This is a genomic window from Undibacterium sp. TC9W (assembly GCF_049339865.1).
In the GTDB taxonomy this organism is placed as follows: domain Bacteria; phylum Pseudomonadota; class Gammaproteobacteria; order Burkholderiales; family Burkholderiaceae_D; genus Undibacterium.
On the sequence record NZ_JBMPPJ010000002.1, the window covers coordinates 237807 to 264320 of the forward strand.

Here is a 26514-nt window from a genome sequence, read left to right on the forward strand (position 1 = left end):
CATTGATTTGGCAGCATTATAAGCGATTTAATCAGGCTTTTGCGACCAACAGCATCTCGATATGGGGAATATTGTCTTCCAGATAGATGTCAGAAACCGTCTCAAAACCAAAGCTGCCATAGAATTTTTCAAGGTAAGCCTGGGCACCTATGCGTATAGGGGCGCCAGGGTAGAGTGCATGCAAAGCCTTGATGCCATTTGCAATTAAAGCTTTGCCAACACCGGCGCCACGCCACTCGTGAGTACTGATGACGCGGCCAAGAGAGGCTTCGTCAAAGCTGATGCCAGCAGGGACGATGCGCAGGTAGGCCGCCACTTCGCCCTCTGGCGTCCAGGCCGTCAGGTGATGTGAAATTGGGTCTTTGCCATCGACGTCCTGATAAACGCAGTTTTGTTCAATGACAAATACGGCAGAACGTGCCTGCAAGATGGCATGCAGTTGCAAATTGCTTAATTCATCGAAGCTCGCGCATTGCCATTGTAAATTGTTTACATCTTTGTCTGTACTCATGCCTGTCTTTGCCTGATGGGTGTCAAAACGCTAGCTTACATCTGTCTGAACAAGTGTGCATAGACTCTACTAACCTGCAGCTTGTCTTCACTGCCTTTGAGCTTCAGCGTGATCTTGCCCGTGTCATCCTTGTTGGCGATCTGTATGTGCAGGGTATTGACCACCGTGCTGCGGTGGATTTGCCAGAAGATGCTGCTGTCGAGTTGTGGCAAGAGTTCTCGCAGGCTGCTGCGTATCAGGGAAGAATGTTCCCTGGTGACGACATTGATGTATTTATCGGTCGCTTCGAAATACAGCACGTCATCGACATTGATCATGCGTATCTGGTTGCCGACAGCGGCGCGTATGATGCGCAGGCGTTCTGGCTGCGCAGTGTTGGCAGGCTGGGTCGTCTGGCCAGGTACGAGGTGGCGCAGTTGCTCAAGCACGCGCTCAAGTTCATTTGGTCTTTGCGGGCCATCAGCGAGGCGGGCCTGCAATCTTTGTACGGTTTTGTTCAACCTGTCTTCACTGATGGGCTTGAGGACGTAGTCTGAAGCAGAGTGCTCGAATGCTTCAACAGCGTACTCGTCGTAGGCAGTCACATAGACGATGAGGGGAAAGGGTTTCTGGTCCGGCCATTCCTCCGCCAGTTCCTGCGCCACCTCGAGCCCGGTCTTTCCTGGCATCTTGATATCGAGAAAGAGAATGTCGGGCAACTGTGTCAGGGCTTCCTGCACTGCCTCAACGCCATTTTCAGCCAGGCTGCAGATTTGCAGTTCCGGCCAGAGTTTGCCCAGCATTTTTTGCAGGGTCAGGGCAAGTATGGGTTCGTCTTCGGCGATCAGGGCGCGTTTGCTTGTCATGGTTATTGTGCTAAGTGTGCTAAAGGAATAATCAAATGAGCAATCGCCCCTTCAGGCGCGTTGGCCGTCAGTGTCAGGCTGGCTTGTGGGCCATACAGGGCAAGCAGGCGGTCGCGGATGTTGGCATTGCCTACGTGTAGTCCGTCGGAGCTCGCAACATGGCTATCATCGTAATTGAAAGGCAGGCCCAGGCCGGTGTCTATGACTTTCAGGTGCAATTGTCCTGTCACGGCTTCAGCGACGACATGGATGCTGCCACCTTCCATTTTTGGCTCCAGACCATGCTTGATGGCGTTTTCTACCAAAGGTTGTAAGAGCATGGGGGCAATGCTGGTCTGCTGCAATGCATCGGGCAAGTCCAGCGTGTATCGCAGGCGTTTGCCCATGCGGATGGCGAGTAGTTCCAGATAGGCTTGAATGAGGGTGAACTCCTGCTTCAGGCTGGTTTGTTCTGCACGCGAAGAGCTAAGAGTGTTGCGCAGGTAAATGATCAGTTGCGCCAGCATGTGCTGGGCACGGTCAGGGTCGATCGCTATCAGGCCCTGCAGATTGGCCAGGGTGTTGAACAGCATATGCGGCTCTATCTGCGCTTGCAGCATTTGTAATTGCGCTTGCAGGGCCTGCTTCTCTATGGCGGCATTCTTGGCTTTTTCTGCCTCGGCAGCGGCGACCAGCTCTGCCATTTTCCCCCTGTTCCAGAAAGACCAGGCTGCCACAAGACTGACGATGCAGGTCATGATGACAAAATTGCTCACATGGTTCCACTGGAAATGGGAAAAGGCATTGATGGAAAAATTGAGCAGATAGGACGCTATCAGCAGACCGACGAAAAAAGCAAGTGGCGCAACCAGCAGGCACATTAGGTAAAAGCCGATGACATGGGGCTCCTTGCCTCTCCAGATCAATTGCTTTGTACCGTTGATGAGGGTATAGGCAGAAAAGCCTATGAACATGGAAACGGTAACGTTATCGAACAGACTGCCGCCAGTGCGCAACACGTAGGTGACAGCAAAGCCGCAGGCCAGATTGATGCCCAGCAGACGCGGCATATCCGACAAAATCTTGTACATGCGCTCGCGCCATGTTGGTGTCAGGCTTGATAACAGGGCGGATACTGTGCGCAAATAATACTGTTTGATCATTGTTTTGCCAGGGAAATATTGATGGGCATAAGCTTAGCGACTTTGGCGCAGGCTGCGGAGCGCTTTAGGATGAAGCCCCGGTTTTTTGTCGCCAGGGTTTGCAAAAACGACGCCTGCTGCCTTGCTGCCATTCGTCATATGATGTTCTTGCCCTTCAATTCCTCAATTTGCGCTGGCCCATAGCCTAGCAATTCACCCAATACGGCCTGGGTATGTTGGCCCAGCAGGGGCGGGGCGCCGGGGGTAATTGCGGGGGTGACTGAAAGCTTCATCGGACTGGCCAGCAGATCAACGCTGCCAGCAGCAGGATGAGGAACCTTGATCTTCATGCCACGCGCTACGACCTGTGGGTCGGCAAATACCTCGTCCAGGCGGTTGATCGGGCCGCAAGGCACGCCGGCCTCTTCCAGCAGGTCTATCCATTCCTGCTTGCTCTTGAGTCTGACCATGTTTGCCAGTATCGGCACCAGCACATCCCTGTGTTCTACTCGCTTTGGGTTGGTGCTGAAACGAGGGTCATCTGCAAGCTCTGGCAGGCCACCTATCTGTACAAATTTTTTATACTGACCATCATTACCCGCAGCGACAATGATATGGCCATCAGAAGTCGCAAAGGTCTGATAAGGCACGATATTCGGATGTGCATTGCCCCAGCGTTTGGGTGCATTGCCACTGGCCAGGTAATTCATGTTCATGTTGGCCAGCATGGCGACCTGCACATCCAGCAAGGCCATGTCTATGTACTGGCCTTCGCCTGTCCTGTCCCTGTGTGTCAGGGCGGCCATGACGGCGATGGTGGCGTACATGCCCGTCATCAGGTCGGCAATCGCGACCCCGGCTTTTTGTGGGCCGCCGCCAGGTAAATCATCACGCTCGCCCGTCAGTGACATGAAACCGCCCATGCCTTGCACGATAAAATCATAGCCAGCGCGGTGGGCGTAGGGGCCGTCCTGGCCAAAGCCGGTGATGGAACAATAGACGAGATCGGGCTTGACCAGCTTCAGTGATTCATAATCAAGGCCGTATTTTTTTAACTGACCGACCTTGTAGTTTTCCAGCACGACATCAGATTTTGCTGCCAGTTGACGGATGATATTCTGGCCCTCGGGCGTTGCAATATCCACCGTAATGGCATGTTTGCCACGGTTGGCGGCAAGGTAATAAGCTGCCTCTGTCGTGTTATTGCCTTCCGCATCGCGCAAATAAGGTGGCCCCCAGCTGCGGGTATCGTCGCCACTGCCTGGTCTCTCGACCTTGATGACTTCTGCTCCCAGGTCCGCCAGGTTTTGTGCACACCAGGGGCCAGCGAGTACCCGCGTCAAGTCCAGCACGCGGATATGGCCCAGAGAGGTTTTTTGTAGCGACGGTGTCGGCATCTTCGATTATCCTATTAACATTATTTTTTAGCTTGTGAGGAGCGTATATGTGGCCCTATCCTAAAGTCATCGCCCATCGTGGCGGTGGAATCCTGGCGCCAGAAAATACCCTGGCTGCGATGCGTTGCGGACAAGAACACGGTTTTGCTGCCGTGGAATTTGATGTCATGTTATCAAAGGATGGCGTCCCTGTGCTCATGCATGATCCTGAATTTGGCAGAACAGTCGCTGGCAGTGGCCGTGTGGCCGATACTTTGGCAGCAGATTTGCGGCAGTTGGATGTCGGTAAGTGGTTCGCGGATAATTTCAAGGGAGAGCCAGTGCCCCTGTATGCAGATGTAGTGCGCTTTTGCCGCCAGCATGGGATCTGGATGAATGTCGAAATCAAACCATCACCAGGATCGGAAGAAGAAACCGGGCGGGTAGTGGCAGAGCAGACGCAAACCCTGTTCGCTGATGTTGCCGTAGTCGATGCCCTGCATTTGCCCCTGTTTTCTTCTTTCTCATTTACAGCCCTGATGGCCGCCAAGCATGCCGCACCCACCATCCCGCGCGGTTTTTTGATGGACAAGGTGACTCCAGACTGGAAAGCCAGCTTGCAAGAGCTGGCCGCAAAAGCCCTGCATACAAATCACAAACATTTAACTGCAGACACGGCTCGGGAGATCAAGGATGCCGGATATGGCCTGTTCTGCTATACCGTCAATACACCTGAAAGGGCGACGGAAATACTGCATTGGGGTGTCGATGCCTTTTGTACAGACAGGCTTGACTTGATACCGGCAGATTTTTAGCTTGCCAATAAGTATATTTGTAGAAAACCCAATAAATCTTGTTGAAATCACTTGACTCTGACGTTACGTTAGACTTTAAGATAGGCCTTTCTACAAGGGCAAGCAATGTTACTCAAGATAGGCGAACTGGCAAAGCGCATAGGCCTGACTATCCGTGCGCTGCATCATTATGAAGAAATAGGGCTGGTGCAGCCGTCTTCGCGCACGGCATCAGGTTATCGTTTATATAATAGAGATGATGTCGCCCGTCTGCACCGCGTGCAGGCACTGCGTGGCCTCGGGCTGTCACTGGCAGAGACACGCGATATGCTCAATGGTGGCGGCGCAGACTTGCGTCAGTTGATACGTCAGCAGATGTGTGCAATAGACAGACAAATTTCGGATGCGAATGATTTACGCGATCGCCTGGCTACACTGGAAGAAAAACTGTCTTCAGAAAAAGAGCCGGAGCTTGATGAGTGGCTCAATACCTTGCGCCTGATGGCGACACAGCGCCAGTATTTCAGTGCAGAAGAAATTGCCATCTTCCAAAAACGCGCAGCACAAAACGATTTCAGGCAGGAATGGCCCAAACTGGTGACCGCCGTGCGCAGCCTCATGGAGAACGGCATACCTGCCACTGATATACAGGCCAAAAATCTGGCGCGCGAGTGGATAGATTTGTGCAAGACCAGCATGGGGGATGATCCGCGTTTCTTCGCCAAACTCAGCAATATGCACAGGACAGATTTTTCTGCCCAGGCTATCACCGGCATTGACGGTGAATTGCTCGATTTTATTTTACAGGCCTTGCATGAAATACGCTGCGATGTCTTTGCAAACTACCTGGATCAGGATGAGTTGCAGCATTACCGCAAACATGGCCAGCAGAATATGCAGGAATGGCTGAACACATTTGCACAGACCCGGCAACTGATGGAAAGCAAGCCCGCACCTGGCCATCCCGACATCATGAAGCTCATGCGCCACTGGCAATGGCTGATTGCTGACACCTGGGGTACGAACCCCGCTACGCATGCGAAAGTGCAGACTGCTCACGAGCAGCATCCAGAGATGCTGGCTGGCAGTGGCTACACCGCAGACATGAAGCAATTTGTCGAACAAGGCATGCTGGCGTTGATGGTCAGCGATATGTCTGCCAATCTGCCGGACCATGCAGCCGGCTGACAGCACACCACAAGAGTTTCATTATTTATATTTTCATACTGGAGTAACTATGTATCCCGTAGTACTGAAGCAAGTCATGAAAACCTATCACCTCGATGCGGTAGATGTGCCTGCACTGGTCGATATCAACCTGCAATTGCGGGCTAATTGTTTTACTGTGATTTCTGGCCCTTCCGGCAGCGGCAAAACCACATTGCTGAATCTCATCGGCTGCATAGACAGGGCAGACAGTGGCGAAGTCATCGTCGCTGACCAGGCCGTACATCAAATGTCTGATGATGCCTTGTCAGACTTCAGGGCGCGTCACCTGGGTTTTATTTTCCAGAATTTCAATCTGCTGCCTGTTCTGAATACCTATGAAAACGTCGAATACCCGCTGATCCTGGCCAAGGTCGCTGCAGGGGAGCGCAAGAAGCGTGTGCTTGACTTGCTGGACGCGGTAGGGTTGGCAGACCGGGCGCAAAACCTGCCAGGTCAGTTGTCCGGCGGCCAGCGTCAGCGTGTGGCGATTGCCCGTGCACTGGCGACTGAACCCAGGCTGGTACTGGCCGATGAGCCAACTGCCAATCTCGATAGCCAGACCGGTGCTGCCATCATCAGCCTGATGCGTAAAATGCAGCGTGAGCGCCATGTCTCCTTCGTATTTTCTTCTCACGATCCGCAAGTGCAGGCCGAGGCCGATGACACGATATTCATCCGGGATGGTCGCATCGTGAGCATAGAACGGCAGGCAGAACAAAAAAACAACGAGGTGGAGTTGAACGCATGAAAACTTTTTCCTTAGCCCTGCGCAACCTGCTCAGAAACCGTCGCCGTTCATTGACAACCCTGCTGGCCATGGTGGTAGGCCTGACTGCCATCCTGCTGTTTGGCGGTTATCGCTCCAATATCACCTATGGCATGGAAACCGGTTTTATCCAGGGCAGCGGCCACTTGCAAATCCAGCGTCAGGGATATTTCCTCGAAGGTGGCGATAATCCTACCGCCTATGGTATCGCTGATTATCAGCACATCATTGACCTCGTCAAACAGGACAAGGAACTGGCCTCCATGCTGGTGGTGGTGACGCCAACCTTGCAGCTTGGTGGCCTCGCAGGTAATTTTTCTGCCGGTGTTTCACGCTCAGTACTTGCTTTAGGCGTCGTTGTACCCGAGCGCAACCAGATGCTGAACTGGAATGACTACGGCATGCAAAGCTATGCCAAGCCTCTCCCTTTGAATGGCAGCAACCCCGATGCAGTGGTCATAGGCGAGGGCGTGGCGCGCAAGATCAAATTGTGCAAGGCCTTGCAGATACCTGACTGCAAGCAGGACGACACAGTTGTCGCTCCCGCCGACAATAGCACTCAGGCACCCGGCGATATTGCGGCGCTGTCGGCACTGGAGCAGGGTAATACCGTCAAGGAAGAGGGCACCCGCATAGAAATGCTGGCGGCAACTTCACATGGTGCGCCGAATGTCGCCAGCCTCAGTGTCATCACCGCCAGGAACATGGGTATCAAGGCCCTTGATGACGTGTATATGGCCATGCATTTGAGTCAGGCACAAAAGCTGATTTATGGTAATGGCACGGCACAGGTAACAGCGATACAGATACAGTTGAAACATACATCGCAGATGCAGGCTGCGCGCGCCCGTCTGCAACAGTTGCTGGATCAGAACGTCAAGGGACAAACGCTGGAACTGCTCGATTTCAAGGTACTCAACCCCATGTATGGTCAGACGGTGCAGTTCATGAATTCCATGTTCGGCTTTATCTCCATACTGATAGGCGTGATTGTCCTCTTCACTATCGGCAATACCATGAGCACTGCCGTGGTAGAACGCACGGTAGAGATAGGCACCTTGCGCGCCATGGGTTTGCGCCGTTCCGGTTTGCGCAGGCTGTTCCTGTGTGAAGGTGTGTTGCTGGGCGCGATAGGTGCGGTATGCGGTCTGCTTGGCTCGCTGCTCATCGCCTATCTGATCAACAACAGTGGTGCAGCGTGGACGCCGCCAGGCTATTCCTATGCCTACCTGATACAGGTGCGCGTATGGCAAGATATCCCTTTGCTGATAGGCAGTATCATTGGTCTTTTGCTGGTGACGGTGATCTCGGCCTGGTTGCCTGCGAACCGGGCATCGAGGCTCATGATTGTCGATGCTTTGAGACATGTATAAGGAAATATCATGAACTATTTAAAGTTGTCCGTAGTTTGTTTCGCCATCGCTGGATTGTTCATGGGAACTGCGCAGGCCGCCCAGGCAGCCCAGAGCCCGCAAGAGATACTGGCTGCCAGTGATGTGGTGCGCAATCCTGATCATCCGTTTGGCCTGACCAATACCCTCATCGAATACCGTGCAGGCAAACAGACGGATACCAGCACCCTGTCTATCTACTCCAAGGCTGACCCCAATAGCGGCCAGTTCCGCAGTCTTATACGCTATGTTGCACCAGCCAGGGACGCCAACAAGCTCATCCTCTTCAGCGGCAAGGACTTGTGGTTTTACGACCCCAGCAGCAAGGCCAGCATACGCATGTCACCGCAACAGCGCCTGTTGGGCCAGGCATCGAATGGCGATGTGGTGACAGTCAACCTGGCCAAGGATTACCAGGCCGTGAGCGCGGTAGAAGAAGACACCCAGGACGGTGACCGTCAGACCAAACATTGCAACAAGTTGAGCATGAATGCCAGCACGCCGGATGCTACTTATCATCACATCGACATGTGGATAGAGGTGGGCAATAATCACCCGGTCAAGGCAAAGTTTTATACCGAAAGCGGCAAGCTGCTCAAGACTGCCTATTACCGCCGCTATGAAAAACAGTTAGGGATAGACAGGCCGACAGAAACGGTCATCATTGACGGCCTGGATCCAAGCTGGGTTACGGTCATGCGTTATTCCAACCTGGTCAGGCGTGAAGTGCCTGATCAGTGGTTGCAGCGCGATTATCTGCCGCGTTTCAAACCGGAATGACGATGCGCCGCAAATCATTTTCATGCAAAGCCCTTATCTGCGCCTGCACGGTTTTGCTGACGCTGAATTGCCAGGCACAACAAGACCCTGATCTTGATGCTCTGAAAGTCGCAGACCAGATGCCCAATACGGTTGAGCTGCCCAGTAACTGGCGTCTGTTTGTTGAGGCCGGGGCAGGGATAAACCGTGCACGTCTTGGTGGCGTCAGCCAGCAATTTCAGCGCCTGTCGCTGGACCTGCAATATGACAACTCCTTCGCGCCAGGCTGGCGTGCGGTTCTATCTGATCGCCTGGATGTGAGCTGGCCACCACAGGCCACCGGGATGTCGCGTGACATCAATACCATTAAAGAAGCCTACCTGAGCTGGCAAGTGCAGACTGATCAGATACTGGACCTGGGCCGCATCAACGCACGCAATGGCGTGGCGCTGGGTTATAACCCTACCGATTATTTTCGTACTTCTGCCTTGCGGTCTGTGGTGTCGGTAGATCCTGCGAGCCTCAAGGAAAACCGTCAGGGTAGCATCATGCTGCGTGGGCAAAAACTGTGGAATGGCGGTTCTTTGACCGCGCTGTATTCACCCAAGCTGGCTGATGCGCGCAACTATTCCAGCTTCAATCCTGATGTCGCCGCAACCAATGATCAGAACCGTTGGTTGCTGGCCCTGAGCCAGCAAGTGACGGACGGCATTACGCCACAGCTCTTGCTGTACAAGGCAGAAAAGCAGCCAGTGCAAATCGGCCTGAACCTGACGTCCTTGCTCAATGATTCCACGGTCGTGTTTGCCGAATGGTCGGGCGGGCGCAGCCTGTCGAGCTTTACACAAGCCATGCGGCAAATCGGAATAACTTATCCTGATGACAGTGCGTTTCGCAATCACAGTGCGACCGGCCTGACCTACACCACCAGTAACAAGATATCGCTGACAGCCGAACTCGAATACAACGGCGGTGGCCTGGACCAGGAAAAATGGAATAACCTCGGGCAGGCTTCCCTGCAAAGCTATGGTATCTACCGCCGTTTTTTGCAGGGCGTGCAAGAGACACCGGCCAAGCGCACTGTCTTTGTCTATGCAAGCTGGCAAGATGCGCTGATCAACCACCTGGACCTGGCGGCGATGAGCCGCTATGACATGGCCGATTCCAGCCGCATGTCATGGATGGAGGCGCGCTACCACCTGAAGCATACAGAGTTCGCGCTGCAATGGCAGCGCAACAGCGGCAAGAGCCGGAGCAATTACGGCGCTGCACCGCAAATGCAAAGCTGGCAATTGCTGGCGCGTTATTATTTCTAGCCTGTTACAAGGATTTTTAGTCTGTTACAAGACAGCGGTAGTAGTTACCAGCACTTACATCGATTACATTTTTTGCCGTCATCGGAAAAAGCAGCGACTTCGTTATAAGTACATGGGCAGCGTGCTCATATCGACCCAGGAAGCCTACTTTTAACAAAGGAATACTCATGAAATCCATCAAGCTCGCCGCCGCCCTGGCTACTACCGTTGCTCTGACACTGATCACCGGTTCCGTTTTTGCCCAGGACCCGGCAACGCCAAATGTAGAAAAACGCCAGGACAGACAACAAAAACGCATCGCCAAGGGCGTTGAAAGCGGCGCTTTGACAGCTAAAGAAGCCAGCAATCTTGAAAAACGTGAAGCCAAGATAGAAGGTGACAAACAGGCGGCCAAGGCAGATGGCGTAGTGACACCGGCAGAGCGCGCCAAACTTGAGCACGAAGAAAACCGTGTCAGCAAAAAAATCCGTAATAAAAAGCACAATGCCAGTGCAGCAACGACGACTAACTAAGTTAAGAGCCAAAGCTGAACAGGCAAGCAAAACCGCTGGCAGATACCAGCGGTTTTTTCTTTGCTGCGGTGCGGATTGTGGTGTTATCTAACAGTTGCTAGACGTAGTTGGATGGTGTTTTTGCAACACTGCTACCATGGCTTTTTTTCTGCTTATTCTCTACGTCCTCTTCTGGTTTTCTCTGTGACTCTGTGTCTCTGTGTTGAGAGGTCTTGAAGTTTTGAAGTCATTTTCAGGCAAGCTTGCCTACTTACCATCACCTCACTAGCCTATCCGGCTTAATTTATACCGTATAATCGGTGGTTACAACCCTTATTACACCCATTTTTCAGCTTAGAACCATCATTTATGAACTCGTCAGAAATCCGCGATAAATTCCTTAGCTTTTTCGAATCCAAGGGCCATACCCGTGTGCGCTCTTCCAGCCTGATACCCGGCAATGATCCTACCCTGCTGTTCACCAACTCCGGTATGGTGCAGTTCAAGGACGTGTTCCTCGGCCAGGACAAGCGTGCCTACACCCGCGCCACGACAGCGCAACGCAGCGTACGTGCCGGTGGCAAGCACAATGACCTGGAAAACGTCGGTTACACCGCGCGTCACCACACTTTCTTTGAAATGCTGGGCAATTTCTCCTTTGGCGATTACTTCAAGAAAGATGCGATTCACTATGCCTGGGAATTGCTGACGACAGTCTATGGTTTGCCACAAGACAAGCTGACCGTCACCGTTTATCAGGAAGATGACGAAGCCTACGATATCTGGAAAAACGAAATCGGCGTACCGGTAGAACGTATCATCCGCATCGGCGACAACAAGGGGGCACGTTACGCCTCTGACAATTTCTGGCAAATGGCCGACACAGGGCCTTGCGGCCCTTGTACCGAGATTTTCTATGACCACGGTCCGGAAATCTGGGGTGGCCCTCCAGGTTCGCCAGATGAAGACGGCGACCGTTTCATTGAAATCTGGAACCTGGTGTTCATGCAGTTCAATAAAGATGAGGCAGGTGTGCTGCATCCTCTGCCTAAGCCATGCGTCGATACCGGCATGGGCCTGGAACGCCTGTCTGCAGTTTTGCAACATGTGCATTCCAACTATGAAATCGACACTTTCCAGAACCTGATCAAGGCAGCTGCGCGTGAAACTGGCTGTACCGATCTGGAAAACAATTCCCTGCGCGTGATTGCCGATCATATCCGCTGCGCTTGCTTCTTGATCGTTGATGGCATCATCCCAGGTAATGAAGGCCGTGGCTATGTGTTGCGCCGCATTACCCGCCGCGCCTTGCGTCATGGTCACAAGCTGGGCCAAAGCCAGCCTTTCTTCTACAAGCTGGTGCCTGATCTGGTTAAGGAAATGGGTGTTGCCTATCCAGAGTTGGCAGAAGCTGCTGAGCGGGTTGCGGATGTAATCAAACAAGAAGAAGTGCGCTTTGGTGAAACGCTGGAAAATGGTATGAAGTTGTTGGAAGCTGCATTGGCAAAAGATAGCAAGTATCTGGATGGCAAAACAGCATTCGCCTTATACGATACTTATGGCTTCCCTATTGATTTGACTGCCGATATTTGTCGTGAACGTAAAGTCGAGCTTGATGAAGCTGGTTTTCAGGAAGCAATGGAAGATCAAAAAAACAAGTCTCGCAAAAATAGTACGTTTGAAATGGGTGCAAGTGTCGAGTACTCCGGTGAAAAAACAAAATTCGTTGGTTACGATCAATTGCAACATGAAGCCAAAGTGATAGCCCTGTATGTTGATGGTACTGCTGTCAATGAAATCAAGGCAGGCCAAAAGGCAATCGTCGTTCTTGATACCACGCCTTTCTATGCTGAATCCGGCGGTCAGGCTGGTGATTCCGGTGTTCTGGTGACAGTGGACGGTGCCGTGTTTGAAGTCAGTGATACGCTGAAAGTGCAGGCCGATGTATTCGCTCACCATGGCGTCCTGAAGTCCGGCAGCCTGAGTGTGGCACAAAGCCTCAAGGCTGAAGTGAATGCAGAAATCCGCGCACAAACCATGCGCAATCACTCCGCCACGCATTTGATGCACAAGGCCCTGCGTGAAGTATTGGGCAGCCATGTCGCACAAAAAGGCTCTCTGGTGGATGTGGAAAAAACCCGCTTCGACTTTAGCCACAATGGCCCCATGACTGCGGACGAAATCCGTCAGGTAGAGACCATCGTCAACCGTGAAATTCTGGCGAACGCCGCAACCCAGGCGCAAGTCATGGGCTATGACGACGCGGTCAAGCATGGTGCGATGGCTTTGTTCGGCGAAAAATATGGTGATGAAGTGCGCGTGCTGGATATCGGTTCTTCCCGCGAACTCTGCGGTGGTACTCACGTATCCCGTACTGGCGATATCGGTCTTTTCAAGATCGTTGCTGAAGGTGGTGTTGCTGCCGGTATCCGCCGTGTTGAGGCCGTGACGGGTGAGGTGGCGCTGGCGCTGGTGCAAAATCTGAATAGCCGTATCAATGAAGCTGCTGCCGCCCTGAAAACCCAGCCAGAAGAACTGACGCTGCGTATCGGCCAGGTGCAGGATCATGTCAAGGCTTTGGAAAAAGAACTGGCGACACTGAAATCGAAAATAGCTTCCAGCCAGGGCGATGACCTGGTGAGCCAGGCTGTCGATGTCAAAGGTATCAAGGTGCTGGCTGCGACGCTGCAAGGCGCTGACGTGACAGCCCTGCGCGAAACCATGGACAAGCTCAAAGACAAGCTGAAAACAGCCGCCATCGTGCTGGCAGCAGTCAATGATGGCAAGGTCAGCCTGATTGCCGGTGTGACAGCGGATACTACATCCAAAGTCAAGGCGGGTGACCTGGTCAATTTCGTGGCGCAGCAAGTCGGCGGCAAAGGTGGTGGCCGTCCTGACATGGCGCAAGCGGGTGGCACGGATGCCAGTGGTCTGACAAAAGCCTTGGAGGGTGTGACTGAATGGGTAACTTCACGTCTATGATACATATACGCCGCGCTGAAGTTTCAGATGCGGCCCAACTGCAAAGGGTGTTCGCCAGTGGCGGCACCTATGCAGGTACTTTGCAATTGCCACATCCAACAACAGAGATATGGCAAGAGAGGCTGGAAAAGGCTGACCCCAATGATACCCGCCTGGTTGCCATCTATGATGGCGTGGTGGTGGGTATGGCCAGCCTGCATATGGAAAAAAAGCAAAGACGTAGTCACGTTGCCTCGCTTGGCATGGGTGTGGCCGACTCTTTTTCCGGACGCGGAATAGGCACGGCGCTGTTGACCGAGCTGCTGAATTTATCGGACAATTGGCTCAATCTCCTGCGTCTGGAATTGACGGTGTTTTGCGATAACACTGCCGCCATCCATCTGTATAAAAAATTTGGCTTCGAAAAAGAGGGCACCATGCGTGCCTATGCTTTTCGCAATGGCCAGTATGTTGATAGTTATGCCATGGCGCGCCTGCATCCCAAGCAGGCGATGATACCGTTGCGGGAAACCTGAGGTCAGCATGGAATTGAAGTTTTGCCCTGTATGTGCAACATCTCTCATAGAACGTCCCGATGAACAGGAAGCCGGCAAGCTCAGGCTGGCCTGCCCTGAAGGGCATTGGACCCATTGGGACAACCCCCTGCCTGTACTGGCTGCCCTGGTCGAGTTTGAAGACAAGATACTGTTGGCGCGCAATGCTGCCTGGCCAGAAAATACTTTCGCCCTGATTACCGGCTTCATGGAGCGCGGCGAGACGCCAGAGCAGGGCATAGCCCGTGAGCTCAAGGAAGAAACCGATCTTGATGCCGACGAGGTGAAGTTGATCGGTGTCTATGAGTTCATCCGTAAAAACGAACTCATCATCGCCTATCACGTCAAGGCATCCGGCACAGTCAGCCTGTCGCCAGAATTGCTGGAATACCGTCTCATCGAACCCGAAAAACTCAGGCCCTGGAATGCCGGTACTGGTCATGCTATGGCAGACTGGATGCGTACGCGAGGCCTGGAACCTGTTTACCGAGAATGGGAAAGCAAATAGCTTGAGTCTTTTGCAATGCAAAACGACGATGATCCAGAAAAGTTCAGAAGAGCGCGGCTCCATACGTAATTGCCAATAAAAAAACCAGTTTAACAATTGTTTTGGTGAAATATCTCCATTAAGTAAGTCAGCAGTAAGTTTATTGTCTAAGATGAGAATGTAGGCTTTAAACGAAGATTCTTTGGTTTTGCACCATTTTCGTGCGGAAACTTTTTAAAATATTTGGTCTTTTGTTGTTAGTCTGCTGCGATGCACCATGCGAATGAAAATTCCGGTAGAATTGGTGCATCAATTGTCGGGCGAATTAGCTTACTCAATTTGTATTTCTGGGGAAATCATGCAATTCAATAAAGAACTGGATGCGCGCGGACTGAACTGTCCTCTTCCAATTTTAAAGACTAAAAAGGCGCTGGCCGAAATGCTCACTGGTGAAGTGTTGCATGTGCTGGCGACTGATCCTGGTTCGGTCAGGGACTTTAAGGCCTTTTCCAAGCAAACCGGCAATGAACTGTTGTCGCATCAGGAAGGCAGTAAAGAGTTTGAGTATTTCATCAAGCGCAAATAAGTCTGTCCAGTCTGCATATACCCATCGGCAAAGCAGCAAATAAAAACCCGCAACCTGTTGCGGGTTTTTTGTATTCAGGAATGCACTTTTCATATTTGACGCATCTCTGGCCCAGTCTCAAGCATGGGTGGATTAGGCATTCTGCTCTAGTGGTAAAGTGGATTAAAAAGAACGCTCGTGCTAAATTGTGCAAAATCTTGATGTTTTCGTTTTATAATCAATAGAATTTACGTATACGTCAATTTGCGGGCGCGAAAGCGCAGTAAGATGAGATGTTTGGTGCAGCAGTGCGGTGCACGCCGCCCAGGTCGCCCGCAATGTAAAAGTACGTCAGGCAGCAAGTTTTCAGTATTAAGCTTTAACATTCGTAGCAAGTTTCGTATAAATCGGTATTAAATTCGGTATTCCCCAATTAGCTCATAAAGGCAGAACTATGAAAGTCCTGGTACCAGTCAAACGCGTCGTCGATTACAACGTCAAAGTACGTGTTAAATCTGATGGCTCTGGCGTTGATATCGCCAACGTCAAAATGTCCATGAACCCATTTGATGAAATCGCGGTGGAAGAAGCGACCCGTCTGAAAGAAGCTGGCGTCGTGACTGAAGTCATCGCTGTTTCTTGCGGCGTGGCGCAATGCCAGGAAACCCTGCGTACAGCAATGGCGATTGGTGCTGACCGTGGCATCCTGGTCGAAAGCGATGCAGAACTGCAACCGCTGGCAGTGGCCAAATTGCTCAAGGCACTGGCTGACAAAGAACAACCACAACTGATCATTCTCGGCAAACAGGCGATTGATGATGACAGCAACCAGACTGGCCAGATGCTGGCAGCCCTGCTGGGTTGGCCACAAGCGACTTTCGCTTCCAAAGTCACCGTTGCAGATGGTAAAGCCACAGTAACCCGTGAAGTCGATGGCGGCCTGGAAACATTGTCCCTGACACTGCCAGCCATCATCACCACAGACTTGCGTTTGAATGAACCACGTTATGTGACTTTGCCTAACATCATGAAGGCCAAGAAAAAACAACTGGACAATGTCAAACCAGCAGACCTGGGTGTGGACGTTGCTTCCCGCGTCAAGACTCTGAAAGTCACTGAGCCACCAAAACGCAGCGCCGGTATCAAGGTACCTGACGTAGCGACCCTGGTTGCCAAGCTGCGCAATGAAGCCAAGGTTATTGGCTGATTGGTTCCAGCTTTCATAAAGACAGAATTTAAGAATAATTTTTGTTGCCAGAATATTGATCCTGACAACACATCAAGTGGAAGACATCATGACTACACTCGTCATCGCTGAACACGACAACGCTGGCCTCAAGGGCAGCACATTGAATACCGTCACTGCTGCTGCACAATGCGGCGCAGATGTACACGTACTGGTTGCTGGCCACAATGCTGGCGCAGTTGCACAGGCTGCTGCACAAATCGCTGGCGTCAGTAAAGTATTGCATGCAGATGCAGCGCATTTTGCCGATGGCCTGGCAGAAAACATTGCAGAGCAAGTATTGGCAATCGCTTCTGGTTACACTCACATCCTGGCTCCTGCAACTGCCTACGGCAAAAACATTTTGCCACGTGTAGCTGCAAAGCTCGACGTATCGCAAATCTCTGAAATCACCAAAGTAGACAGCCCTGACACTTTCGAGCGTCCTATCTATGCTGGTAATGCTATCGCGACTGTGCAATCGACAGATGCGATCAAGGTCATCACTGTACGTACTACTGGTTTTGATGCTGCTGCTAACGGTGGTTCTGCTGCTGTGGAAACTGTTGCTGCTGTTGCTGATTCTGGCAAATCTGCATTTGTTTCCCGCGAAGTGGCCAAGTCTGACCGTCCTGAACTGACAGCTGCCAAAGTCATTGTTTCCGGTGGCCGTGGCATGGGTTCTGGTGACAACTTCAAGATTCTGGAACCGCTGGCTGACAAGCTGGGTGCAGCCATGGGTGCATCCCGCGCTGCGGTGGATGCTGGCTTTGTACCGAATGACTGGCAAGTTGGCCAGACCGGTAAGATCGTTGCTCCGCAACTGTACATCGCTGTTGGTATTTCCGGTGCGATCCAGCATCTGGCCGGTATGAAAGATTCCAAAGTCATCGTCGCCATCAATAAAGACCCAGAAGCACCGATCTTCTCGGTCGCTGATTATGGCATCGTGGGTGATCTGTTTGATATCGTTCCACAATTGGTTGCTGAGCTGGGCTAATCAGGCTTGGTACTGTAATTTGTTGGTCGTCACGGCGGCCTGATTGGGGCAGGTAAGCGGTTTATCGCACTATTTCTGGCGATCTTCCTGACCTGCCCCTTTTTCTTTTTTTTGGAATACAAAAATGAGCTATGTTGCCCCTGTCAAGGACATGCTGTTCCTCATCAACGAACTGGCTGGTCTGGCGGAAGTGAACGCCTTGCCCGGTTGTGAAGATGCAACGGCAGAAACGGTAGAAGCCGTGCTGGAAGAAAACGCCAAGTTTGCGGGTGAAGTGGTCGCGCCGCTGAACTGGCCAGGTGATCAGGCACCGAGTTATTGGAAAGACGGTGAAGTCTTCACCACCAAGGGCTTTAAAGAAGCCTTCAAGATGTTTGGAGAAGCAGGCTGGCAGGGTGTGCAGCATCCGCAGGAATTTGGTGGCCAGGGCCTGCCCAAGCTGGTGGCAACGCCGTGCATAGAAATGCTGAATGCGGCCAGTATCTCGTTTGCCCTGTGCCCATTGCTGACCGATGGCGCGATTGAAGCCTTGCTGACTGCAGGCAGCGACGAACAAAAAGCCATCTACCTGGAAAACCTGATCTCCGGAAAATGGACAGGCACCATGAACCTGACCGAGCCGCAAGCCGGTTCTGACCTGGCGATGGTGCGCACCCGTGCCGTGCCGCAGGGCGATGGTACGTTCAAAGTATTCGGTACCAAGATTTTCATCACCTATGGTGAACACGATATGGCAGAAAATATCGTCCACCTGGTGCTGGCACGTACACCTGATGCGCCAGAAGGCGTCAAAGGTATTTCCTTGTTCATCGTGCCTAAATTTTTGGTCAATGCTGATGGCACACTGGGTGCACGCAATGACGCGCACTGCGTATCGATAGAACACAAGTTGGGTATCAAGGCCAGCCCGACTGCGGTATTGCAATTCGGTGACAACGGTGGCGCGATAGGCACGCTGGTTGGCGAAGAAAACCGTGGCCTTGAATACATGTTCATCATGATGAATGCGGCCCGTTTTGGCGTTGGCATGCAAGGCATAGGCGTGGCAGAACGCGCTTACCAAAAGGCAGTGCAATACGCCAAAGACCGTGTGCAATCGCGTGACCTGGCAGGATCTGCTGGCCCGGTTGCCATTATCAATCACCCTGACGTACGCCGCATGCTGATGTCCATGCGTGCGCAGACTGAGGGTGCACGTGCATTGGCCTACGTCGCCGCTGGTATCAGTGACTTTGCCCATCATCATGCAGATGCAGCGGTGCGCAAGGCCAACCAGGCCAAGTATGAATATCTGGTGCCTATCGTCAAAGGCTGGTCAACTGAAATGTCGCTGGATGTCACATCTACTGGCGTGCAGGTACATGGTGGCATGGGCTTCATCGAAGAAACTGGTGCTGCACAACACTACCGTGATGCCAAGATCCTGACCATCTATGAAGGCACCACAGCCATCCAGGCAAATGACCTGGTAGGTCGCAAGACTTCGCGCGATGGCGGCGCCACTGCCAAAGCCTTTATCGCGGACATGCGCGCAACAGAAGCACAACTGACGGCGATCGGTTCTGTCGATGCGCTGGCGATACAGCGCCAACTGGCAGCAGGTACTGCAGCGCTGGAAGACGTGGTTGATTATGTCGTCACCAACTTCAAGCAAGACATCAAGGGCGTGTTTGCCGGCAGTGTCCTGTATCTGAAACTGGCAGGAATCGTTTTCGGCGGCTGGCAAATGGCACGTGCTGCCATTGTTGCCCAGCAAAAAATGAATGCAGGCGAGGGCGATGCGGCCTTCTATAAAGCCAAGATTGCTACTGCACGTTATTTTGCTGACCATATCCTGTCTGCATCTCAAGGTTTGCGTTCTGCGATAGTCGATGGCAGTGCCGGTGTCATGGCCTTGCCTGAAGATCAGTTCTGATGGTTGTTGTAGTAAATTAAGCAGTCTTTGAAAAAAAATAAAAATGGCTCATTCATCACCTGAATGAGCCATTTTTTATAGCGGCACCCGTTTTAGTTTCTTTCCTTGTTATATATTCCCCAAGTTCTGTGTGCGTTAGCGCATAGAGCATTGTCGTGTTCGTCTCTATTATCAGTAATCGGCATGTTTTGCCCATTGTTAATGCTGCCCGCCAAGATCGTGTGGCTGGCCCTGATAAGGAGTATCCCATGCAACAAACTGTCGCTGAATTTTTGGTCGCTACCTTATATGATATTGGCGTACGTCAGATATTTGGTGTGGTGGGTGATGCGCTCAATCCATTTACTGATGCCATACGCCGCCACAAAGACATAGAGTGGATAGGCGTAAGGCATGAAGAAGGCGCTGCCCTTGCTGCTGCAGGCCAGGCCAAGCTGACTGGCAAACTGGCCGTCTGTTGTGGCACTACCGGCCCAGGCGCCAATCACCTGATTGCCGGTTTGTATGAGGCGCATAAAGACCATGCGCCGGTATTGGCGATCTCTGGTGGCGTTCCTGCTGCCCAGCGGGGTAATGACTATCTGCAAGAAAATACTCCTGATTTATTGTTCCGCGATGTTGCGGTGTATACCCAAACGCTGACCAATGCCGAACAGGCAGCGCATATATTTCACCAGGCAATTGCGCATGCTTATGGCATGCACGGCGTGGCTCACCTGAATATTCCGCCAGACGTATTTTCTGCAAAAACCGATGCCAAAATGGGTAGCTTGGCCACCTTGCGCGCCTCGCCAGAAATGGCGGCTGATCCTGAAGACGTGGCCGTGGCAGTGCACCTGATCAAGCAATCAAAAAAAATCGCGATTTTTGCCGGTACTGGTTGCCGCTCGGCGGTCACGCAAGTGCTGCAACTGGCAGAACGTTTGCAGGCACCTGTGATGCACACTTTTCGCGGCAAGGATATGGTGGCGCACAATCATCCGCTGTGGATAGGCGGAGTCGGTCTGATCGGCGGCGCACCTGGGGTCGATGCCCTGCTAAATGCAGACATGGTACTGATGCTGGGTTCGGATTATCCCTATACCGAATACCTGCCCAAGAACGGCAAAGTGATACAGATCGATTTGCGTGCTGAAGTACTGGGGCGCCGCACTGGCGTGCAACTCGGCATAGTCGGTGCCATCAAACCCACTCTCATGCAGCTTCTTGAGCAGTTGCCACAGCGCGAAGACCAGGATTTTTTGCAAACTGTGACAGAAGCCCGCAAAAAGTGGGATGAGATGCTGGACAAGAAAGCAGAGCTGGAAAACGGCAATGAGCCTGTCAATCCAAAGGCCGTGGCACGTAGCATCAGCAGGCATGCGAAAGCCGATGCTGCCATCATTATTGATACTGGTGAAGTGACGCTGTGGTGCGGCAACTGGCTGCAACAATCCGGCCAGCAAAGGATACTTGCTTCATTCAATAATGCCGCAGTTGGCACCAGTCTTGGCCAGGCCAATGGCGTGCAGGCCCTGAACCGCGACAGGCAAGTCATCGTCGCGGTGGGGGATGGTGGCTTTACCATGTTGCTGGGCGAGTTCATGACCAGCGTAGAACATCGTCTGCCTGTGAAAGTGGTGGTATTCAATAACCAGCAATGGGGCCTGGTGCATATTGAAATGGAAGAGGCTGGCTTGCCTGCGCATAAGGGCAGTACATTTCCGAATATGGATTTTTCTGCCTTTGCCGTCGCTTGTGGTGCATATGGATTTACAGTGAAAAAATCAAGTGAACTGGAAGATGGCTTGCGCCAGTTGCTGGCGGCTAGCGGACCTGCGGTATTGAATGTATTCATCGATCCTTCTGAATTGCCATCCATGCCGCATATTCATCTCGACCAGATCTGGCGGTTTGGCCTTGCGCGGGTTAAAGAAGCCTTGCTCGCCTTGCGCGGTGGCTGAGTAACTGAGTCACTAAGCCATCAGGCCACTAAGGGATAAATGACCAAGCGCACCAGCAAGACAGCATGGAGTAAATCCTTCAAAAGCATCTTGAACAAGATGACAAAAGCGGCAACGCGGACTGGTGCCAGTGCGATCAAAAAAACACTGGCAGCAGTTGTGCCAAAGGCGGCCAAACGCAAGCCAGCCAGCTTGCTTAAGATGGCCAAACCACGTGTATCAGCGAAAACAAAAAAAAGCACAAAAACCACAAAGTCTGTGCCAAGCTCAGGCGCAGTTCAAAGTGCCAGCTTGACCTTTGGCATGACACCAGGCATGGCTGGCTTGCGGCGCTATTACCTGTACCGGCCACCCGGCATCACGCGTACGGAGCGTCTGCCGCTCATGGTCATGTTGCATGGCTGTTTGCAAGATGCCGGAGCACTGGCGGCCAGCAGCAAGATGAATCAGCTTGCTGCCCGCAAGCGCTTTCTCGTGCTTTATCCCGAGCAAGAAAAACTCTCGAATGTCCAGGCATGCTGGAACTGGTATGACACCCGTTCTGGCCGCGCGCAACGCGAGGCGGCGTCCATTGATGCCGTGATTGATCAGGTATGCCTGTTGCAGCCTGTAGATCAGCAACGTATTGCAATAGCAGGGCTTTCTGCCGGTGCCAGCATGGCAGCCTTGCTGGCGGTGAACCACCCCAGGCGCTTTAGCGCGCTGATCATGCATTCAGGCATAGCCACAGGGCTTGCACATTCTTCTGCGACTGCCATCATGGCAATGCGTGGGCGGCGCTTGCATCCAGCGCCTTTGCCTGCTGGTACCAAGCTGCCTGCCTTGCTGGTGATACAGGGTAGCAAGGACCACATAGTCTTTCCTGTCAATGGCAGGCTCGTCTCGCAGCAATGGGCCATGCAGGCCGGTGCGAAAGCAGGCAAACCGCGTACTGTGCAACGTGGTGCGCGTTATCCATCCACGATGACTGACTATCGTGCGCAGGGGCAAGTCATGGTCAGCTTGTGTGAAGTAAATGGGTTGGAGCATGCCTGGAGTGGCGGTGCTAAGGGGTTTGCTTACAGTGATCCTAAAGGGCCAGATGCCACCGCCATGATCTGGGCTTTTGCCAGCAAGCAGTTTGCTTATTCATCCTGATCAATTCTGATCGCTGTTGTGCAAATACATCTCCTGCTTTTATCTGCAAAAAATCATTTCCCAGTGTTAAGCAACACACAGACGTAATAGCTGGCGTGGCCTATTCTGAAACTGTTCTCTGGTCATTTTTAATCGAGAAAAAAGCCAGAGATTTTATTGCTTATGTCCTAACCAATTGAAAGCAGATGGATACCTATATGAATAACAATACTACTGAAGCAAACATGTTGGTAGTCACTCAAGAAAATGCGTCCCGTACAGGCACTTCTGGTGTGTCCTGGGGGGCAGTGATTGGTGGCGCGGTGGCGGCAGCGGCGCTGTCGCTGATTTTGTTAATGCTGGGTGCCGGCCTTGGCCTGTCCGCAGTATCACCGTGGTCTTATAACGCGACGGTGATGGGTATTTCCACCATCGCCTGGATAGGCTTTACGCAACTTGCAGCGTCCGGCATTGGTGGTTACATTGCAGGCCGCTTGCGCACTAAATGGAGCAATGTGCACGACAATGAAGTGTACTTCCGTGACACAGCGCACGGCATGCTGGCATGGGCGGTTGCCTCGTTGCTGACGGTGGGCTTGCTCGCCAGTGCAGCGCAAAGCATGCTCAGTGGTGCAGCAGATGCCGCAGGCACTGCAGTGACTGCAACAGCAGCCGTAGTGGGTAATGCCAAGGTCAATCCGGCAGATTATTTTACGGATATGCTTTTGCGTACTGAGCAAACGACGGCCGCACCGACCGATGGTGCCAGTACTGGTACGGGCAATAGCAGCGGAGCTCGCATGGAAGTTGGTCGCATCCTGGCGACGGGTATCGCCAACGGTTCGCTGTCACCAGGTGACCGTGATTACCTGGCCAAGCTGGTTGCCAAGCGCACCGACATGACACAGATAGATGCGACAAAACGCGTTGATACTGTATTTAATCAATTGAACCAGTCAGTTATCGACGCAAAAAATACGGCCAAAACCGCCGCTGACCAGGCCCGCAAAGCCGCTGCAAACTCTGCGCTGTGGATGTTCGTGGCTTTACTGCTGGGTGCATTCGTCGCCAGCCTGGCAGCAACACTGGGTGGTCGTCAACGTGACGAAGCACATGTGATTGTATAAGTCAGTACAAATAAGCCAGTAAAAACATCTGCTTAAAACTCATCCCTGCTCCATAGCGGAGCAGGGGCAAACAACAAATTATTATTATCTGGAGCCTATTATGCGTTCAATCCTGCTTTTGTTACTCGGCATACCTCTTCCTATCGTTATTTTGATTGCCTTGTTTGTGCGTTAAAAAAACGCCTGTAATGTGATTACAGGCGTTCAAATAAAAATGGCTCATCTTTATGATGAGCCATTTTCTTTTGAAGGTATTAGAGAAGGTACTAGAACGGACTACGCGCTCATCAACCGTAGGCACCTCCGGTATATAACAAATCAAAGGTACGTGCGATAGCCGCAATCAGTGCAAACGCGCCTACAGCCAATGTCAATACCAGCAGCAATGCCAGCGGCCAGTTGGATTCGCTGGTTTTGCCGGATTTGCTATTATGGCGCGCATCCCATTTTTCATCTGGCGTCAGACCCATCACTAATGCTTCCAGTATGGCAATCAGAAAAGACAGCAGTAAAAAGCCGTATTGCACAATCTCGGGTTTGCCAAAATAGAAATAGTGGATGACCATGCTGATCGGCAGCGTGATGAAATGCAGCCAGCCCCATTTGTCTTTTTTGCCACCCAGGTAAAAGCGGTGCAAGCCTACGGCGCCAAATAAAGCGGCCAGTAACGTTGCCAGGGTTTTATTTTTATGTGGCATTATATGATTGCTTATGTCGTTGCTTGTATTTGTCGGTGTCATTGCAAAAACCATCAAAGTTGAAGCTGTGATTGTATGCGATGACGGTATAGTGTGTCTCAATAGTCACGCTGATCAATAAAATCACCCTTCGGCAAGGGAAAAGTGGGATAGTCCTTGCGACTTCCTCAAGAAGCGGGCTATAATCTACAGCTTTTTCCGCGTTCAGACATTTTTTGGAAATATTATGGTCGTTATTCGTTTAGCTCGTGGTGGCGCAAAAAAGCGCCCTTTTTACAACATCGTTGCAACTGATTCCCGTAATCGTCGCGATGGTCGCTTTATCGAGCGCATCGGTTTCTACAATCCAGTAGCTACTGGCAATGCAGAAACAGTACGCGTTGCAGCTGATCGCCTGGCTTACTGGCAAGGTGTTGGCGCTCAATTGTCTCCAGCAGTTGCTCGCCTGGTAGCTCAGTCCGGTAAAGCAGCAGCTTAATCGCTGCAAGCTGTATCATGACTGCTGCAGTCCATGCTCCTGATGATCTGGTCCTGGTTGGCTATATCTCGGGAGCATTTGGTATTCACGGCTGGGTAAGGATACGTCCTTATTCTGCTGATGCTGACGCATTAATGTCAGTAAAAACCTGGTGGTTGGATAAGCCTGAGTTGCGTGATGTCGATCGTCTGGAAGTTAAAATCCAGGGCGAAGACGTAGTTGCGCGGCTGGTGGGTGTGCCTGACAGAAATGCCGCAGAAGCACTGAAAGGTGCAACTGTACAAATTTCTCGCAAGCATTTTCCTGCTTTGGCATCCGGTGAATTCTATTGGCTCGATCTGATAGGTTTGCAGGTGGAAAATCTTCAGGGTGAGAATTTAGGTGTGGTCAGGGATTTGATGGACAACGGTGCGCATCCGATTTTACGGGTGGCGGCAGCGGATGTACATGAAAATGAACTGGCGAAACACGAACGCCTGATCCCTTTTGTAGAAGCTTTCGTCAAGGAAGTCGATCAAAAAGCAGGCAAAATCCAGGTCGACTGGGGTAGTGATTATTAACGTGATGCAATCAGAAGGCATAAGCATGCAATTTGATGTCATTACGCTGTTCCCCGAAATGTTCGTTGCCATTACACAATCAGGTGTAACGAGGCGGGCTTTCGAGCAACAAAAATGCGAATTAAAGCTGTGGAATCCGCGTGATTTTACGACTGACAGGCATCGTACTGTGGATGACCGGCCTTATGGTGGTGGCCCTGGTATGGTGATGCTGGCAAAACCCTTGCAAACCGCAATCGAGTCTGCCAAGGCACGCCAGATTGCTTTGTCTGCAGCGACACCCAAAGTGATTTATTTGTCACCACAGGGCAAGCCATTGACACATGAAAAGGTCATGCAACTGGCGGCAGCGCCGGGTCTGGTCTTGTTGTGTGGCAGGTATGAGGCGGTAGATCAGCGTCTGCTGGATAATTACGTCGATGAAGAAATCAGCCTCGGCGATTTCGTCTTGTCTGGCGGTGAATTGCCAGCCATGGCCCTGATGGATGCTGTCATACGGCAAATTCCTGGCGTCTTGCATGATGACGCCTCGGCAGTGCAGGACAGTTTTGTCAATGGTTTGCTGGATTGCCCGCATTACACCAGGCCAGAAGTCTTTGAAGATCAGGCTGTGCCAGCCGTGTTAATGGGTGGTAATCATGCTGAAATTGAAAAGTGGCGGCGTCAGCGAGCACTGGAAGCCAGTCAGTTAAAGCGTCCGGATTTAATCATCGCAGCGCGTGCGGCAGGCTTGTTAAGCCGTGCTGACGAAAAGTTTTTAAGCAGTTTGTAGTAATTTCAGCTCTTGAGCTGAAATATATAAGCGTGAATCTTCAATGATTCACATGTTAAACCCCATCCTCTACCGGGCATCAGCCAGAATCAGATTCTGCAGCGTCGGCAAGATGGTCATAGGAGTAAAAAATGGATCTGATCCAAAAATTAGAGCAAGAAGAAATTGCTCGCCTCGGCAAGAACATCCCTGACTTTGCGCCAGGTGATACAGTAGTTGTGAGCGTCAACGTTGTTGAAGGTACTCGCAAACGTGCACAGGCTTACGAAGGTGTAGTTATCTCCCGTCGTAACCGTGGTTTGAATTCCAACTTCATCGTCCGTAAGATTTCTTCCGGCGAAGGCGTTGAGCGTACATTCCAGTTGTACTCCCCACTGATCGCTTCTATCGAAGTGAAACGTCGCGGTGATGTACGTCGTGCAAAACTGTACTATCTGCGTGAACGCTCTGGTAAATCTGCTCGTATCAAAGAGAAATTGCCAGCACGTAAAGTTGTTGCAGCAAAAGCAGAGTAATATCTGGTTTAGCCGTACT

General features: G+C 51.9%; 26 protein-coding genes. 21 read left to right on the top strand and 5 right to left on the bottom strand.

What is annotated here, in order from left to right:
* Nucleotides 1–31: 31 nt before the first annotated feature.
* The 4 genes from ACO0LN_RS03360 to ACO0LN_RS03375 all read right to left on the bottom strand — a co-directional run bounded on the left by ACO0LN_RS03360 (nucleotide 32) and on the right by ACO0LN_RS03375 (nucleotide 3874).
* The gene (locus tag ACO0LN_RS03360) at nucleotides 32–511 is read right to left on the bottom strand and encodes a GNAT family N-acetyltransferase (protein WP_422970965.1); all 480 of its coding nucleotides are present in this window, start codon (nucleotides 509–511) and stop codon (nucleotides 32–34) included.
* Nucleotides 512–546: 35 nt separating this feature from the next.
* Nucleotides 547–1356 (bottom strand): LytR/AlgR family response regulator transcription factor, encoded by an 810-nt coding sequence (locus tag ACO0LN_RS03365; RefSeq protein WP_422970967.1) that lies wholly within the window; start codon nucleotides 1354–1356, stop codon nucleotides 547–549.
* Between the two features lie 2 nt (nucleotides 1357–1358).
* The gene (locus ACO0LN_RS03370; RefSeq protein WP_422970969.1) at nucleotides 1359–2498 is read right to left on the bottom strand and encodes a sensor histidine kinase; all 1140 of its coding nucleotides are present in this window, start codon (nucleotides 2496–2498) and stop codon (nucleotides 1359–1361) included.
* Nucleotides 2499–2632: 134 nt separating this feature from the next.
* Nucleotides 2633–3874, bottom strand: a complete 1242-nt coding sequence (locus ACO0LN_RS03375) for a CaiB/BaiF CoA transferase family protein (protein ID WP_422970971.1) — start codon at nucleotides 3872–3874, stop codon at nucleotides 2633–2635.
* A gap of 47 nt (nucleotides 3875–3921) precedes the next feature.
* On the opposite strand from ACO0LN_RS03375, the gene ugpQ reads away from it, so the two are divergent.
* The 17 genes from ugpQ to ACO0LN_RS03460 all read left to right on the top strand — a co-directional run bounded on the left by ugpQ (nucleotide 3922) and on the right by ACO0LN_RS03460 (nucleotide 23472).
* The gene (ugpQ, locus tag ACO0LN_RS03380) at nucleotides 3922–4668 is read left to right on the top strand and encodes a glycerophosphodiester phosphodiesterase (protein WP_422970973.1); all 747 of its coding nucleotides are present in this window, start codon (nucleotides 3922–3924) and stop codon (nucleotides 4666–4668) included.
* A gap of 105 nt (nucleotides 4669–4773) precedes the next feature.
* Entirely contained in the window at nucleotides 4774–5835 is a 1062-nt protein-coding gene (locus ACO0LN_RS03385) for a MerR family transcriptional regulator (protein WP_422970975.1), read from the top strand.
* A 49-nt stretch (nucleotides 5836–5884) separates the two neighbouring features.
* A complete protein-coding gene (locus ACO0LN_RS03390) occupies nucleotides 5885–6604 on the top strand; it encodes an ABC transporter ATP-binding protein (protein WP_422970977.1) in 720 nt (239 codons plus the stop codon).
* Nucleotides 6601–7995, top strand: coding sequence for an ABC transporter permease (locus ACO0LN_RS03395; protein WP_422970979.1), 1395 nt, complete (start codon nucleotides 6601–6603; stop codon nucleotides 7993–7995). Before ACO0LN_RS03390 ends, ACO0LN_RS03395 begins: the two co-directional genes overlap by 4 nt.
* A gap of 9 nt (nucleotides 7996–8004) precedes the next feature.
* On the top strand, nucleotides 8005–8793 hold the full coding sequence (locus ACO0LN_RS03400) for an outer membrane lipoprotein-sorting protein (protein WP_422970981.1): 789 nt from the start codon (nucleotides 8005–8007) through the stop codon (nucleotides 8791–8793).
* A gap of 2 nt (nucleotides 8794–8795) precedes the next feature.
* Entirely contained in the window at nucleotides 8796–10088 is a 1293-nt protein-coding gene (locus ACO0LN_RS03405) for a hypothetical protein (RefSeq protein WP_422970983.1), read from the top strand.
* A 167-nt stretch (nucleotides 10089–10255) separates the two neighbouring features.
* Nucleotides 10256–10600 (top strand): hypothetical protein, encoded by a 345-nt coding sequence (locus tag ACO0LN_RS03410; RefSeq protein ID WP_422970985.1) that lies wholly within the window; start codon nucleotides 10256–10258, stop codon nucleotides 10598–10600.
* A gap of 348 nt (nucleotides 10601–10948) precedes the next feature.
* The gene (gene alaS, locus ACO0LN_RS03415) at nucleotides 10949–13561 is read left to right on the top strand and encodes an alanine--tRNA ligase (RefSeq protein WP_422970987.1); all 2613 of its coding nucleotides are present in this window, start codon (nucleotides 10949–10951) and stop codon (nucleotides 13559–13561) included.
* A complete protein-coding gene (locus tag ACO0LN_RS03420; protein ID WP_422970989.1) occupies nucleotides 13540–14076 on the top strand; it encodes a GNAT family N-acetyltransferase in 537 nt (178 codons plus the stop codon). Before alaS ends, ACO0LN_RS03420 begins: the two co-directional genes overlap by 22 nt.
* A 7-nt stretch (nucleotides 14077–14083) precedes the next feature.
* The gene (locus tag ACO0LN_RS03425; RefSeq protein WP_422970991.1) at nucleotides 14084–14602 is read left to right on the top strand and encodes an NUDIX domain-containing protein; all 519 of its coding nucleotides are present in this window, start codon (nucleotides 14084–14086) and stop codon (nucleotides 14600–14602) included.
* 337 nt (nucleotides 14603–14939) lie between these two features.
* Nucleotides 14940–15167, top strand: coding sequence for a sulfurtransferase TusA family protein (locus tag ACO0LN_RS03430; protein WP_162042138.1), 228 nt, complete (start codon nucleotides 14940–14942; stop codon nucleotides 15165–15167).
* 433 nt (nucleotides 15168–15600) lie between these two features.
* Complete coding sequence (locus tag ACO0LN_RS03435; protein WP_422953018.1) at nucleotides 15601–16353, top strand: electron transfer flavoprotein subunit beta/FixA family protein; 753 nt, start codon at nucleotides 15601–15603, stop codon at nucleotides 16351–16353.
* Between the two features lie 88 nt (nucleotides 16354–16441).
* Nucleotides 16442–17371 (top strand): electron transfer flavoprotein subunit alpha/FixB family protein, encoded by a 930-nt coding sequence (locus ACO0LN_RS03440; RefSeq protein ID WP_422970993.1) that lies wholly within the window; start codon nucleotides 16442–16444, stop codon nucleotides 17369–17371.
* A 124-nt stretch (nucleotides 17372–17495) separates the two neighbouring features.
* On the top strand, nucleotides 17496–19286 hold the full coding sequence (locus ACO0LN_RS03445; RefSeq protein WP_422970994.1) for an acyl-CoA dehydrogenase: 1791 nt from the start codon (nucleotides 17496–17498) through the stop codon (nucleotides 19284–19286).
* Nucleotides 19287–19534: 248 nt separating this feature from the next.
* The gene (locus ACO0LN_RS03450; RefSeq protein ID WP_422970996.1) at nucleotides 19535–21229 is read left to right on the top strand and encodes a thiamine pyrophosphate-binding protein; all 1695 of its coding nucleotides are present in this window, start codon (nucleotides 19535–19537) and stop codon (nucleotides 21227–21229) included.
* 39 nt (nucleotides 21230–21268) lie between these two features.
* Nucleotides 21269–22366 (top strand): alpha/beta hydrolase family esterase, encoded by a 1098-nt coding sequence (locus ACO0LN_RS03455; RefSeq protein ID WP_422970998.1) that lies wholly within the window; start codon nucleotides 21269–21271, stop codon nucleotides 22364–22366.
* A 197-nt stretch (nucleotides 22367–22563) separates the two neighbouring features.
* Nucleotides 22564–23472, top strand: coding sequence for a hypothetical protein (locus ACO0LN_RS03460; RefSeq protein ID WP_422971000.1), 909 nt, complete (start codon nucleotides 22564–22566; stop codon nucleotides 23470–23472).
* A 287-nt stretch (nucleotides 23473–23759) separates the two neighbouring features.
* On the opposite strand, the gene ACO0LN_RS03465 is transcribed toward ACO0LN_RS03460, so the two are convergent.
* Complete coding sequence (locus tag ACO0LN_RS03465) at nucleotides 23760–24170, bottom strand: NINE protein (protein WP_422971002.1); 411 nt, start codon at nucleotides 24168–24170, stop codon at nucleotides 23760–23762.
* A gap of 226 nt (nucleotides 24171–24396) precedes the next feature.
* On the opposite strand from ACO0LN_RS03465, the gene rpsP reads away from it, so the two are divergent.
* The 4 genes from rpsP (at nucleotide 24397) to rplS (ending at nucleotide 26495) form a co-directional block, all read left to right on the top strand.
* A complete protein-coding gene (gene rpsP / locus ACO0LN_RS03470; protein ID WP_110255824.1) occupies nucleotides 24397–24648 on the top strand; it encodes a 30S ribosomal protein S16 in 252 nt (83 codons plus the stop codon).
* Between the two features lie 17 nt (nucleotides 24649–24665).
* Nucleotides 24666–25208, top strand: a complete 543-nt coding sequence (gene rimM / locus ACO0LN_RS03475; RefSeq protein ID WP_422971004.1) for a ribosome maturation factor RimM — start codon at nucleotides 24666–24668, stop codon at nucleotides 25206–25208.
* Between the two features lie 25 nt (nucleotides 25209–25233).
* Nucleotides 25234–25980, top strand: coding sequence for a tRNA (guanosine(37)-N1)-methyltransferase TrmD (gene trmD, locus ACO0LN_RS03480; protein WP_422971006.1), 747 nt, complete (start codon nucleotides 25234–25236; stop codon nucleotides 25978–25980).
* Between the two features lie 131 nt (nucleotides 25981–26111).
* Complete coding sequence (rplS, locus tag ACO0LN_RS03485; RefSeq protein ID WP_186947495.1) at nucleotides 26112–26495, top strand: 50S ribosomal protein L19; 384 nt, start codon at nucleotides 26112–26114, stop codon at nucleotides 26493–26495.
* Nucleotides 26496–26514: the final 19 nt, after the last annotated feature.